Annotated in this window: 15 protein-coding genes; 8 read left to right on the forward strand and 7 right to left on the reverse strand. The window is 46.1% G+C overall.

Going from position 1 to position 12,527, the window contains the following annotated elements:
• Positions 1-29: 29 nt before the first annotated feature.
• On the reverse strand, positions 30-833 hold the full coding sequence (gene cysE / locus ASC49_RS04455; RefSeq protein ID WP_141656799.1) for a serine O-acetyltransferase: 804 nt from the start codon (positions 831-833) through the stop codon (positions 30-32).
• 116 nt (positions 834-949) lie between these two features.
• Here cysE and ASC49_RS04460 point away from each other — a divergent pair, with 116 nt between their 5' ends.
• Entirely contained in the window at positions 950-1,279 is a 330-nt protein-coding gene (locus ASC49_RS04460) for a hypothetical protein (RefSeq protein ID WP_055462014.1), read from the forward strand.
• Between the two features lie 18 nt (positions 1,280-1,297).
• On the opposite strand, the gene mnmC is transcribed toward ASC49_RS04460, so the two are convergent.
• Both mnmC and ASC49_RS04470 read right to left on the reverse strand, forming a co-directional pair.
• A complete protein-coding gene (gene mnmC / locus ASC49_RS04465; protein WP_055462015.1) occupies positions 1,298-3,250 on the reverse strand; it encodes a bifunctional tRNA (5-methylaminomethyl-2-thiouridine)(34)-methyltransferase MnmD/FAD-dependent 5-carboxymethylaminomethyl-2-thiouridine(34) oxidoreductase MnmC in 1,953 nt (650 codons plus the stop codon).
• Entirely contained in the window at positions 3,240-3,791 is a 552-nt protein-coding gene (locus ASC49_RS04470) for a peptidylprolyl isomerase (RefSeq protein ID WP_055462016.1), read from the reverse strand. The genes mnmC and ASC49_RS04470 overlap by 11 nt, the downstream gene beginning before the upstream one ends.
• Before the next feature lie 87 nt (positions 3,792-3,878).
• On the opposite strand from ASC49_RS04470, the gene ASC49_RS04475 reads away from it, so the two are divergent.
• Positions 3,879-4,172 (forward strand): SelT/SelW/SelH family protein, encoded by a 294-nt coding sequence (locus ASC49_RS04475; RefSeq protein WP_055462017.1) that lies wholly within the window; start codon positions 3,879-3,881, stop codon positions 4,170-4,172.
• A gap of 64 nt (positions 4,173-4,236) precedes the next feature.
• On the opposite strand, the gene ASC49_RS04480 is transcribed toward ASC49_RS04475, so the two are convergent.
• Positions 4,237-4,533, reverse strand: a complete 297-nt coding sequence (locus ASC49_RS04480; protein ID WP_055462018.1) for a YciI family protein — start codon at positions 4,531-4,533, stop codon at positions 4,237-4,239.
• A 3-nt stretch (positions 4,534-4,536) separates the two neighbouring features.
• Positions 4,537-5,073 (reverse strand): septation protein A, encoded by a 537-nt coding sequence (locus ASC49_RS04485; protein ID WP_055462019.1) that lies wholly within the window; start codon positions 5,071-5,073, stop codon positions 4,537-4,539.
• A 66-nt stretch (positions 5,074-5,139) separates the two neighbouring features.
• Between ASC49_RS04485 and ASC49_RS04490 the strand changes: the two genes are divergently transcribed.
• The 6 genes from ASC49_RS04490 to ASC49_RS04515 all read left to right on the forward strand — a co-directional run bounded on the left by ASC49_RS04490 (position 5,140) and on the right by ASC49_RS04515 (position 10,485).
• A complete protein-coding gene (locus ASC49_RS04490; protein WP_055462020.1) occupies positions 5,140-5,985 on the forward strand; it encodes a PHP domain-containing protein in 846 nt (281 codons plus the stop codon).
• A 67-nt stretch (positions 5,986-6,052) separates the two neighbouring features.
• Positions 6,053-6,673 carry an L-threonylcarbamoyladenylate synthase gene (locus ASC49_RS04495; RefSeq protein ID WP_055462021.1) on the forward strand — a complete coding sequence of 207 codons (621 nt, stop codon included), beginning with the start codon at positions 6,053-6,055 and terminating at the stop codon, positions 6,671-6,673.
• 141 nt (positions 6,674-6,814) lie between these two features.
• Entirely contained in the window at positions 6,815-7,729 is a 915-nt protein-coding gene (rluB, locus tag ASC49_RS04500; protein ID WP_055462022.1) for a 23S rRNA pseudouridine(2605) synthase RluB, read from the forward strand.
• Between the two features lie 35 nt (positions 7,730-7,764).
• Positions 7,765-8,226, forward strand: coding sequence for a DUF1499 domain-containing protein (locus ASC49_RS04505; RefSeq protein WP_245624632.1), 462 nt, complete (start codon positions 7,765-7,767; stop codon positions 8,224-8,226).
• A gap of 43 nt (positions 8,227-8,269) precedes the next feature.
• Entirely contained in the window at positions 8,270-8,989 is a 720-nt protein-coding gene (locus tag ASC49_RS04510) for a winged helix-turn-helix domain-containing protein (protein ID WP_055462023.1), read from the forward strand.
• 5 nt (positions 8,990-8,994) lie between these two features.
• Positions 8,995-10,485, forward strand: a complete 1,491-nt coding sequence (locus tag ASC49_RS04515) for an ATP-binding protein (RefSeq protein WP_055462024.1) — start codon at positions 8,995-8,997, stop codon at positions 10,483-10,485.
• Positions 10,486-10,515: 30 nt separating this feature from the next.
• Here the strand turns inward: ASC49_RS04515 and ASC49_RS04520 are convergent, their stop codons facing one another.
• On the reverse strand, positions 10,516-11,442 hold the full coding sequence (locus ASC49_RS04520; RefSeq protein ID WP_141656790.1) for a LysR family transcriptional regulator: 927 nt from the start codon (positions 11,440-11,442) through the stop codon (positions 10,516-10,518).
• Between the two features lie 92 nt (positions 11,443-11,534).
• Positions 11,535-12,440 (reverse strand): ornithine carbamoyltransferase, encoded by a 906-nt coding sequence (gene argF / locus ASC49_RS04525; protein ID WP_055462025.1) that lies wholly within the window; start codon positions 12,438-12,440, stop codon positions 11,535-11,537.
• Positions 12,441-12,527: the final 87 nt, after the last annotated feature.

Here is a 12,527-nt window from a genome sequence, read left to right on the forward strand (position 1 = left end):
AAAGGGGCTCAACTGTGAGCCCCTTGGTCTTATTTGTAGCAACCTTTGATGGTGTGATCCATTTCTCGAGAGGGTTCTTTCTCTTTGTTGCGACCGACCACTTTAGCCGGTACACCTGCTACGGTTGTGTGGGGCTCGACTGGGTCCAATACCACACTGTTAGCACCGACTTTAGCACCTTCACCGACTTCGATGTTCCCTAGAATCTTCGCACCAGCGCCGATTAGCACGCCGGAGCGGATCTTTGGATGTCGATCCCCAGTTTCTTTACCAGTACCACCTAAGGTTACGGACTGCAGAATCGACACGTTATCTTCGATAACACAGGTTTCACCGACGACTAGCCCGGATGCGTGGTCGAGCATGACGCCACAGCCGATGCGCGCGGCAGGGTGGATGTCGACACCGAATACCATGGACATCTGACCTTGCAAGTATAACGCTAAACTTTCACGACCTTGATGCCACAGCCAGTTTGCTACGCGGTAAGTTTGTAGTGCATGGAAGCCTTTGAAGAATAACAACGGTGTCGTCAGGCAATCGCAGGCCGCATCGCGCTCTTTGATAGATAGGATATCTTGCGAAACACACTCTACGATTCCTGAGCCTGGAGCAGACATTGCTTCTTCAAAAACTTCGCGTAATACCATTGCTGGAATGGAAATGCTGTCCAACTTGCTGGCCAATAAAAAACTCAATGCCGAGCTGATCGAATCATGGCGCAGGATGGTGGTGTTAAAATAACTTGCCAAAATGGGTTCATCTTGTGCTAGCTTTTCAGCTTCAGCTTGTAATGACGGCCACAGATTGTCAGATGTCACGTCAGATTGGATTGTATTAGTCAAAATCAATTTACCTACATGTTTTCGTGGCTAGAACGTGGTTATGGGGGTAGCATCTACCAATACAAGGGTGAATGTAAACAGAATGCTCGCTTTATGGAGACACTATGAGTCAAAAAACCGTATCTGATGCGTTACACATATTTTACGAACTAAATAGCGCTTTGTCTGATGCATATTGGGAAACAAATGATATTAACTGCAAGGATTTATTTTTTGCGATGAAGTCCATGCTGCAGGATGAGCTGGATGAGCTGCACAAACTCAGCGTCCAAGATCACATATATCCATACGAACCAATTAATCCTGGAGTGGTTCAGCTGAGCGATAAATTGCGTGATCTGCATCCGGAGATGAGTGATATTGTGTACCGCCCAAAGACGTACCGTCGTTTGGATGATTTGATTCCAAATGCCTGCGATTTATTCGAACGCTAAGAATTTAAGGGGAGAAGCCTAGGCTTCTCCCCGTTTTAGTTGACGAATGCTAAAGCGGTTGGGGTGTAAGGCTTCTATTACGCCTTGCTCTAGGGCAGCCAGCTCATTCAAGATCAAATTGCTGATGTAAAAGCCACTAAGAGGTGCGCTGACCAAGCCTCTTGAACCATGTCCTACGTTTATAAACAATCCATCAATCAGTTCACATTGCTCCTCTGATTGCCATTTCGCGTTTTGACGCAGAGGCGCGTATTTCTCAACTAGATCAAGGTGTCGGCTCACAGGCCCAATAATCGGTGTATAGTCAGTAACAGTGCAGCGTAGAGCAACACGCCCCTTGCACGCCTCAAGATCAATCTGCTCTATGTTAATAGGTAACAGGGCTGCGAGCTTTGTTAGGTTCTCTTGATGACTTTGCTGACAAAGCTCCAAACTATGGTTACCTAAGTCGTAAGTCGCGCCAAAGTTAATCTGTCCCTCTAGCTCAGGGGACAAATAACCCTCGCCGCAAAGCACCTGCCTAACCTGCTGGACTTTGTCTTGATTATCCTGGCTGAGTTTATTGGTTTCTAATTGCGTGACCTGACCTCGAATGGCTTTAGTTGGCCACTGTTGCCAAGCGGCTAATACTTGCAGTTCATTCGCGCTACACATCACTGCGTGAGAATATTCGCAGCTTGAAGACGAGTGTGTTGCCAGCCAGCCCGCTTGGGTCTTCTCTAAACTTTGTAATTTCGTATTCAAAGAAAGATGGATACGTGCATGCTGAAGTAACTGCTCGCAGACGGCTTGCGGCCTAACCCAGCCTGAAAGAGGTAATTCTAAGCCGTTTGCATGAGCTTTGATGATGCTTTCTGGATAAAGGTGGCTGTCGAGCATTTTGGTAAATTTGGCTTGTTCAGCATCATTCTTTGGCAGTTGCAATAATCCCGATTGCTGCCAAAGCTGAGCGTTTTTATCCAGATCGTTGTAAAAACGATTGGCGTACAAATAAGCGCTCAAGTAAAAACGATTGACGGGGGTGTCGGAAGCTCCCAGTTTAGGATAGAGCATGCCTTGGGCGTTGCCAGAGGCGCCACAAGCGATTTGCTCACCCTGCTCCCAAACGTCTACTTCGATACCTTTGTTCGCCAAGGCATGGGCCGTTGTTGAGCCGGCAATACCGCTGCCTACCACGAGTACTCTTGTGACACTTGTTGCCTTTGGGGTGGCAAACCAAGGGGCGGAGGGAGCGATGGCTGGGGTGTCTTCCTCAAGTGAAAAGGTACCAATCATCATTTCCCGTTTATGACCAAAGCCTTTGACTTTCTGTACCTCAAAACCATGAGCTTTGAGCCCTCGTCGGACAATGCCGGCGGCGGTAAAGGTAGCAAAAGTAGTGCCTTGGTGACTTAAACGCTGGATGTTTTGGAACAGTTCGTCGCTCCACATTTCAGGATTCTTGCTGGGGGCAAAGCCATCTAAAAACCAAGCATCCACATCGCCGTTGAAAGCCGTAAATCCTTCGCTGGCCTCGCCAAACCATAGCGTTAAGGTGGTACGTTGTTCAGGGAAAAACAGTGTGTGTAAGCCATGACAAAGCGTTGGATACTGCTCAATTAGAGGTTTGACGAACGCTGCTAAACTTGGCCACATGGCAAGTGACTGCTCTAATTTATCTTTGCTTAGTGGGAATTTTTCCACCGAGGCAAAATGCAGCCAACTGTCTTGTGGTGCCGTGTCTAAAAAGAGTTGCCAAGCGCAAAGAAAGTTTAACCCCGTGCCAAAGCCTGTTTCGGCAATCGTAAAACGCTGCTGCGACGCCAAATTGCTGAAGCGCTCTGTAAGTAGATTATGTTGCAAGAACACATAGCGTGTTTCATCAAGACCTGCATCTTTGTCAAAGTAGACATCGTCGAAGGCACTGGAGCGAGGCACACCGTCCTCGCCAAAGTTTAGAGCGGGTAGTTCAAGTCGATAACTAGTTAACACGGGTGATTTTCTCGATTGTCACCGGAGTGCTTGGTACGTTTTGGTAGGGTCCAACGGTACGCGTTGGAACACTGGCAATCTGGTCTACGACGTCCATACCAGAAATCACCTTGCCAAATACTGTATAACCGGCATCACCTTGGGCACCATGGTTAAGAAAAGCATTGTCTACGTGGTTGATAAAGAATTGCGAGGTAGCACTGTTTGGATCATTGGTACGCGCCATCGCTAGGGTGCCGCGGTCATTTTTTAAACCATTATTGCCTTCATAGGCTATAGCGCGGTGCGTTTTCTTGCGGTCTAGGTCTGCGGTAAAGCCTCCGCCTTGCACCATGAAGCCTTTGATAACGCGATGGAAAATTACCCCTTCGTAGAAGCCTTCATCAACATACTGCAAGAAGTTCTTCACCGTATTCGGTGCCGCTTGCTCATTCAAATCGACGCGGATGTCGCCAAGGTTGGTTTGAATATCCACTTCGGTTGCGAAGCTAGGTAAGCTCAGTGCGGACAGCACTAGGCCTGCGAGTAAACTTTTTTTCATGTGAGTCTTCCTTATTGGCAATGCGCCCATAATATTAGGGGGTTCACTAACGAACGCCAAGATGAAATTGATTTGAGAGGTCGAAACATGAGAACCGCAGTGGTTGAAATCGAATATTGCACCCTATGTCGCTGGATGTTGCGTGCCGCTTGGCTATCTCAAGAGTTACTAACGACCTTTGATGATGACATCAAGAGCGTTACTTTGATCCCGACTCAAGGAGGGATTTTCAAAGTTCGTGTAAACGGTGAAGAAATCTGGTGTCGCAAAGCTGAGGGCGGTTTCCCTGAAGCGAAAGTTCTGAAGCAACGTATGCGGGATGTGATCGATCCCGAGCGAGATCTGGGGCATTCGGATGTAAAGAAGCCTGAAGCAGAGTAATCAAGTCGATAAAAAAGAAGCGGCTGAGGCCGCTTCTTTTTCGTAATACGTGTGTCTCAAAATCTTAGAAAACTTGTTTGAAAGGTTTGATCTCAACGCTTGCATACACGCCAGCAGCAACGTAAGGGTCTGCGTCTGCCCACGCTTTTGCTTCTTCTAGAGAGGCAAATTCAGCGATTACCACACTGCCAGTAAAGCCTGCTTCACCTGGATCATTTGAATCGATGGCAGGGTTTGGGCCAGCTAACACTAGGCGACCTTGATCGCGTAGTGATTGTAGACGTTCAAGGTGAGCAGGGCGAGCTGCCAGACGATTTTCAAGGCTGTTTGCAACATCTTGTCCGACAATTGAATAAAGCATGTACTAATCCTTATTTTGCATTTGGGACGTTAAGTAAAGTCCCTGAAGAATAATAAACACAATGGTCATACCCAATAGACCAAATAATTTAAAGTCTACCCACACGTCTTCGCTGAAATTAAACGCGACGTATAAATTCACTGCACCAGATAAAATAAAGAATCCCACCCATGCCAAATTCAGGGTGCGCCAAGTTTTATGTGGCAACTCAATTTTGTCACCCATCATGCGCTCGATGAAATTTTTATGGCCAATGAATTGGCTACCGAAGAAGGCAATCGCAAACAGCCAGTTTACAATGGTGGGTTTCCATTTAATAAAATCACCGTTGCCAAGAAGAACCGTTGCGCCACCGAGTAATACCACCAGAGCAAGGGAAATGACATGCATTTTTTCAACGGTGCGATGCTTAAACCAAGTGTAACCCACTTGAATTAAAGTGGCGGGAATTAGCACGGCAGTAGCGATAATAATGTCGCCAGTGGTTTTGTATACCAAGAAAAATACAAGAATTGGTAAAAAGTCAAATAGTAATTTCATAGTCAAGCCAGTTTATGTATGCTCGAATGATAATACCTAGCAACAGCCTGAAAGAATACCCCTTTGATGTCAGATAAGACTTACCAACATATCGACTTGCACATGCATTCCACTGCGTCCGATGGCAAGTTGACGCCTTCAGAACTGCTCGCTTTAGCACATCAAGAAGGTGTTGAAATGCTGGCATTAACCGACCATGACACCACTGCTGGTTTGGCTGAGGCGAGCTCAGCGGCCTCAGAACACGGTATTAAATTAATCAATGGCTGCGAACTGTCGGTGGCATGGAAAAAGATTCCGTTGCATATGGTGGCGCTAGGCTTTGATAAAGACTGCCCTCGTATGGCGTTTTGGACTCAACGCAATCAAGCCGTGCGTCTAGAGCGGGGTCGTCAAATCGCCGATTTGTTGCGCAAGAAAGGGCTGCCTGACTTGTTTGATAAAGCGGTCGAAGAAGCCGGGCAGAGCCAATTAGGGCGTCCTCATTTTGCGAAGGTCATGGTGCGAGAAGGGATTGTCAAAGATATTAATAAGGCATTCGATCATTATCTTGGCAATAAAAAACTGGGGCAAATTCGTGATGTATGGCCGCAACTAGAAGATATTGTCCCAGATTTAGCGGCGACCGGTTGTGAGCTGATCATGGCACACCCTAAGCGCTATCCGTTAACAGTGACTAAACTTAAATCGGTTCTGCAAGATTTTAAAATCTTAGGCGGGACAGCCATAGAGGTGGCATCTGGCAATGAACGCCCCGATTATGTGCGCTTTTTAGAGCGACTATCCCGAGATTTTGAGTTTAAAGCGTCAGCTGGCAGTGATTATCATGGTCCCTTTGGGCCTTGGACTCAAGTTGGACGTTATACCCAAGTGCATGAACAAGAGATTTCACCCATTTGGTATCAATGGTAGCGCGTCACCCGTTAAACCATGAATTTGATAAGTTCACCTCTATCCGAGGTGCTATGGAGAGATTACTTTGAGCCAGTTTTTTCAGATACACCCAGAAAACCCACAAGCACGTCTTATAAAACAAGCTGCGCAGATGATTCGTGAGGGCGCCGTGATTGCTTACCCAACGGATTGTGGCTACTCATTAGGCTGTCACATTGGTGACAAAGCCGCGCTGGAAAAGATTCGTGTCATTCGTCGTTTGGATGATAAGCACAACTTCACCTTAGTGTGTAAGGATCTATCAGAAATTTCCACCTATGCTCGCTATGACAACACTATTTATCGATTGCTTAAGCACAATACGCCGGGACCTTACACTTTCATTTTTAACGGCACATCTGAAGTGCCTCGACGTTTAATGCACCCGAAACGCAAGACCATTGGTATCCGTATTCCGGATAATAAAATTGTGCAGGCTCTGCTTGAAGAGCTAGGGGAGCCTATCATGAGTTCATCATTGATTTTACCGGGTGAAACAGACCCAATGATGGACCCTTATGACATTCGCGATACGTTGCAACATCAGTTGGATTTGGTGATTGACGGAGGCTTCTGTGGTATGCAGCCAACAACGGTCATCGGCATGGATTCTGATGAGATTCAAGTATTGCGTATTGGCGCTGGTGATCCGACACCATTTGAGTAAAAACACGGTGTCGCATGCTATCAACTGTCACTTGATATGACTATAATTGCGGTCAGAGTTTTGCTAAGCACTGATAAGACTTAGCGCATTTAAGAATTTAACAAAATGGGTTGCTGCGAAGCATTCCCGAAAGAGGTCGTAATGGACGAAAAATTACAAAAAGTGTTGGCGAGAGCAGGTGCAGGATCTCGTCGTGAAATGGAAAACCGTATTCGTGAAGGCCGTGTCACTGTCAATGGTGAAGTAGCGACTTTAGGGGATCGAGTACGTCCGAGCGATGTGATTGAGCTGGATGGTGCGGAAGTAAAGACGAGTGCGTCGAATGAAGTAGAGCGCCGAGTCATTATTTACAACAAACCTGAAGGGGAAGTGTGTACTCGTAAAGATCCTGAAGGCCGCCCAACAGTGTTTGATCGTTTGCCAAAATTGCGTGGTAGTCGCTGGATTGCTGTTGGCCGTCTTGATATCAATACGTCTGGATTATTACTGTTTACAACGGATGGTGAGCTGGCGAATCGCCTCATGCACCCTTCGACAGAAATTGATCGTGAATATCTTGTGCGTGTCATGGGGAATGTGACGGAAGAAAATATCACGAACCTAAAAAAAGGTGTGCTGCTGGAAGATGGCGTGGCGCAATTTACAGACATCGTTGACGGTGGTGGTGAAGGTATAAACCATTGGTTCTATGTGTGTTTGATGGAAGGTCGCAACCGTGAGGTGCGCCGTCTTTGGGAGTCACAAGATCTTAAAGTTAACCGCCTGAAGCGTGTTCGCTTTGGTCCCGTATTCCTTCCTTCAAAAGCTAAAGTAGGCCGCTGGGTCGAAATGGAAGAAACGGATGTAAGTGCTTTGTGTGAAGTGGTTGGATTAGAGCACAAGATCACTGGTCTTAAGAGCCAACAAGATAAGCATGATCGTCGTCGTACCAGCAGCTCTCGTGTTTCCGGTAGTGTGGCGAAAACCAAACGACGTGATAAAGGTTTTGACTGGCAGTCTTCTGAAAAACAACCAGAGTTCAAGCCGCGTCGACCAGGACGCCGATCGTTTAGATAAATATCGATCGTTCTAATAAAAGGGGATGTAATGTTATGAGCATGGTGCGATGGATTTTAGTGGTTGTCATTGCAATGCTAATCGGATTTTTTGTCTACGTAGACATTAATAATGGAGTGCCCGATAACTTGGGTGTGAATGAAGGACTGTTAGCGCCATGCCCAGACATGCCCAACTGCGTTTCCTCTCAAGCCTCGCCTGAGGATGCAGAACACTATGTCGAGCCCATTTTCTACCATACTAGCGTTATAGATGCTCAATTAGCCATTGAGCATTACATGCTAAGTGCTGGAGGTGCTCGAGTGGTTAGCAGCGCTTTGGGCTATACGCATTTTGAGGTGAGCAGTGAGTTGTTCGGCTTCAAAGATGATCTCGAAATCTACTTTCCTGAAGCGGACAGCATTATGCATGTTCGTTCTGCTTCTCGCGTAGGTTATGATGATTTGGATGTAAATCGCGAACGAGTTAGACAAATCCGAGATCTTTTAGTAGATTGATCCTAAAGGCTTTATTCAAATATCAAATGGACGAGGATGGACTATGAGCGCGAATGAACCCCAATCAATCTTGATTGTTGAAGATGATGAGCGCCTTGCTACGCTGACTCAAGAATACCTACAAAAAAATGGCTTCAAAGTTGCTATCGAGCCAGATGGTCGTAATGCTATCTCTCGAATAGTAGAGGAGCAGCCATCGTTGGTTATTCTGGATTTAATGCTTCCAGGGGCTGATGGCTTTACGGTATGTCGTAGTGTACGTAACGATTATCGTGGTCCGATTCTGATGTTGACGGCGCGAAGCGACGATGTTGATCAAATTTTAGGTCTTGAAATCGGTGCTGATGATTATGTTTCTAAGCCTGCGAAGCCACGTGTATTGCTTGCTCGTGTGCAGTCCTTGTTACGTCGAAGTACGCAGGATATTGATTTAAATGTCGCGAATTCCGAGACAGAGCAAACGCTAGAGTTCGGCAGCTTGGTGATCGATAACTCTCGTCGCGAAGCGTGGCGTGAGGGAGAGGAAATTGAGTTAACCAGTGCTGAGTTCGATTTACTGTGGCTGCTGGCAAGTAACTCTGGGCGCATCTTGAGCCGTGAAGAAATCTTTAGTGAGCTTCGTGGTATTGAGTATGATGGTCAAGATCGTTCTGTAGACGTGCGTATTTCTCGAATTCGCTCGAAGATTGGTGATGATCCAATACATCCGCGCCGTATTAAAACGATTCGAAGCAAAGGCTACTTGTTCGTTAAAGAGGTTTAGTTAGTATGCGAAGCGATATGTGGCGCCTCTATCGGCATGTTTTGATCGGGGGCATCATCATATCGCTTGGCTGTTATGGTGCTATTGAATGGCTACAGCAGCGTTACTACAGTCATCAGCATGTACAACTTTGGCAAATAGACGCAGAGCTTTCTGCCCTGCTGTATCAGCAATCACTCTTGTCCCTAGATGAGCTCAATGCTTTTTCGGTTTATGAATGGGATAAAGAATCTAATCACGCCTTCTCGGCAACCTCTTCTTTCAATATCCAGTATGGTGACATGGCTAACGTAGCCATGCTAGCGGATGGGCAGGTGTTGCTGTCCGGCTCTTTGCGTGAAAAGCGCAAAGAGTCCGTGCTAATACTATTACGGCATTTCCTTGTTTCCAGTGCGTCTTACAATGAGAAAGTCGATATTCTGAAATCTTTGGACGTTATTTCGTTAAAGCCCGTAGATGCTATGGGATGGCCGGAAGTCGACTTATATCTGAAACATATTTCTCCCGATATCCTTGAATTGCAATGGCAGCCTGAAAATGGTGCTCAAGCTTGGGTTATTCAGGTGCAAGTTGGGGCGCCAGTTTCTATTAGTGTCGCTGTTCTTTTAATCATTTTGCTGGCAATTTCTGCATTGCTAATTTTGGTTTGGATTGAATTCTTGGGCCTTGACCGCAAACGAGCACATTTTGAAACGGTCACGCGTCAAATTGCTAGGGGGAGGGGGACGTTACCTCAAGGCGTAGTGGACAGCTCTGGTACGCTAAAAGAACTGGCCTATTCTTTTGACTCAATGTCGACTCATATTCAACGCTTACTGAAAGTTCAGCGTGAAATGATTAATGCAATCTCCCATGAATTAAGAACGCCTATTGCACGTCTTCGCTTTGGTTTAGAAGTGCTAAAGGACGATGTTGATGAAGCATTAGAACACTCTATTACCGCTTTAGAGTTTGATGTTGAAGAGCTGAATACTTTAGTCGACGAAGTGCTTACTTATGGCAAACTCGAAGAAGGCACCCTAGCGCTGAATTTTGAAAAGACCAGTATTCAGCAGATACTGGATAGCATTGTTGATCATAACCATACTTTACTTAATAAACTTGATGTTCGTATCGTGGTGCAGGGCGATGATCTGGTCAATGCTGACGCGCACCACTTGCATCGGGCGCTGCAAAACTTGATATTGAATGCATCGAAATACGCCAACTCAACCATTGCTATTACTTTTACTGCCGACGAAGAGCGTTGGCAGGTTGATATAGAGGACGATGGTCCTGGTATCCCGATAGAGGATCGCGACAAAGTCTTTATTCCTTTTCAGCGGTTAGATAATTCTCGTACACGGGCATCTGGGGGATATGGATTGGGACTGGCGATTGTGCAGCGTATCGCTTTCTGGCACGGCGGTGCTGTATTGATTGATTCAAGCGAATTGGGTGGGGCGAAGTTTAGTCTTATCTGGTCCCGAAGCCAGCACCAAAACAGTTTGAGCTAGTGCTGGCTGTATTTTTTATGGAAAGAGTTGTTAAAGGTCTGGTGATAAAATACCGCGTAGGTTTTTAAAACAAGTCTTTGAGGCGGTCGTGATCAAATCATCCATATAAGCATTTTCCCGCTGATCCTTTCGAATTGCGAGATATAGTTTGCACCAGACACCTTCTTCTCCTAAGGATTTCGTGATGGCGTACTGGCGATTTGTGTATTCGGTTAAGGCCCAATTTGGCAAGCAGCAAACACCACGACCGCTGGCAACCAGCTGCATCATCATTAAAGTTAATTCACTATGACGAATCTTGGCTGGTGTAATCCCAGCAGGTGTTAAGAAGTGTTTAAAAATATCCAAACGTTCAGATTCGACGGGATAGGTGATTAACGTTTCATTCTTAAAATCTTCTGGTACTAGGTAGTCCTTTTTCGCCAATGGATGATGGCGAGATAAGGCGACCTGAGACTCATATTGAAACAGGGGGATATACTCAATATTTGGCAGCTCTTGTGGGTCTGAGGTGACGACCAAATCCAAATCCCCACGTGCTAAGGCGGGTAATGGCATAAAGCTAAAAGCCGTGGACAGATCTAATTCCACATCCGGCCAATGTTCGCGGAAATGGTCAATGGTTGGCATTAACCATTCATAACAACTGTGACATTCAATGGCGATGTGCAAGCGCCCGCTTTCACCTTCAGCAAAGCGTTGTATATCACGCTGTGCCGAACGAAAAGCCATTAAGACGTCATCAGCTAATTGTAAAAGTCTCAAGCCTGCGCTGGTAAAGCGTACTGGTTTGGTTTTACGGATAAACAATGGGCAACCTAGTTTTTCTTCTAGGTCTTTTAATTGGTGGGAAAGTGCGGACTGAGTCAGGTGTACTCGTTCCGCCGCTTCAACTAGGCTTCCAGTTTCTCTTAATGCGGTCAGGGTTTTTAGATGCCTAACTTCAATAATGCTCATAATAATCTCGAGTTTTTGAGTTTTATTCAGCTCATAACGTATAAAAAAGGCTCGCGCTAGATCACTCTAACAACGAGCCTTACGAGATTGTCTTAGTTACAGATCAAAAATTCAAGTAATGCTTTCTGAGCATGTAGGCGGTTTTCCGCTTCATCCCATACGACTGAGTCGGGGTGGTCAATTACTTCTGCAGTGACTTCCTCGCCACGGTGGGCTGGTAAACAATGCATAAATAATGCATCCGCTTTAGCAAGAGACATCAGCTCTTTGTTCACCTGAAAGCCGTCAAAATCTCGTAGGCGCTGCTCCTGCTCGTCTTCTTGGCCCATAGATGCAAACACGTCGGTCACCACAAGGTCTGCGTCTTGCACGGCTTCTTGGACGTTGTTAGTCACAATAACGCAGTGTTGATTTTCAGATAGGATCTGCTCATTTGGCTCGTAGCCTTTAGGGCAAGCAACTATTAGCTGGAAGCCAAGCAAATCCGCTGCATTCATATAAGAGTGGCACATATTGTTACCATCACCAACCCAAACAACACGCTTCCCTTCAATGGAGCCGCGATGCTCAAGGTAGGTCTGCATATCTGCCAAGAGCTGACATGGATGATAATCATCCGTCAGGGCGTTGATAACAGGAACGCGAGAATTTGCAGCAAAAGTCTCTACCATTGCGTGGTCAAACGTACGAATCATGACAGCATCGACCATGCTAGAAATAACGCGCGCGCTATCTTCGACAGGTTCGCCACGGCCTAACTGGGTATCTCGCGGAGATAGAAATAGAGCGTGTCCGCCAAATTGCGCCATACCCGCTTCAAAAGAGACTCGGGTTCGAGTAGATGACTTCTCGAAAATCATCGCTAGAACTTTGTTCTTTAAAGGTTGGTATTGCGTACCTTCACGGTGCATTTTTTTTAGCTCAATGGCACGTGAAAGTAATTGCTTTAGCTCATCAGACGAAAGGTCTTTCAGAGTCAAAAAATGTCTCGGCGACACGATATTGCTCCTGTCAAAAATCAACCAATAATTAAGGAATCCGCCAATTTAATACACTGGTAGCGTGGAGTAAAGAGGCTTTTGTCA

The sequence above is a fragment of the Marinomonas fungiae genome (genome assembly GCF_001418205.1).
In the GTDB taxonomy this organism is placed as follows: Bacteria; Pseudomonadota; Gammaproteobacteria; order Pseudomonadales; family Marinomonadaceae; genus Marinomonas; species Marinomonas fungiae.

Coding starts and splice junctions, on each gene's coding strand:
- ASC49_RS04505 (WP_245624632.1), top strand. CDS start 7,765: ATGAGCATGGTGCGATGGATTTTAGTGGTTGTCATTGCAATGCTAATC.
- ASC49_RS04480 (WP_055462018.1), bottom strand. CDS start 4,533: ATGCTTTATTCAATTGTCGGACAAGATGTTGCAAACAGCCTTGAAAAT.
- ASC49_RS04520 (WP_141656790.1), bottom strand. CDS start 11,442: ATGAGCATTATTGAAGTTAGGCATCTAAAAACCCTGACCGCATTAAGA.
- ASC49_RS04490 (WP_055462020.1), top strand. CDS start 5,140: ATGTCAGATAAGACTTACCAACATATCGACTTGCACATGCATTCCACT.
- ASC49_RS04510 (WP_055462023.1), top strand. CDS start 8,270: ATGAGCGCGAATGAACCCCAATCAATCTTGATTGTTGAAGATGATGAG.
- ASC49_RS04515 (WP_055462024.1), top strand. CDS start 8,995: ATGCGAAGCGATATGTGGCGCCTCTATCGGCATGTTTTGATCGGGGGC.
- ASC49_RS04460 (WP_055462014.1), top strand. CDS start 950: ATGAGTCAAAAAACCGTATCTGATGCGTTACACATATTTTACGAACTA.
- ASC49_RS04475 (WP_055462017.1), top strand. CDS start 3,879: ATGAGAACCGCAGTGGTTGAAATCGAATATTGCACCCTATGTCGCTGG.
- rluB (WP_055462022.1), top strand. CDS start 6,815: ATGGACGAAAAATTACAAAAAGTGTTGGCGAGAGCAGGTGCAGGATCT.
- ASC49_RS04470 (WP_055462016.1), bottom strand. CDS start 3,791: ATGAAAAAAAGTTTACTCGCAGGCCTAGTGCTGTCCGCACTGAGCTTA.
- ASC49_RS04485 (WP_055462019.1), bottom strand. CDS start 5,073: ATGAAATTACTATTTGACTTTTTACCAATTCTTGTATTTTTCTTGGTA.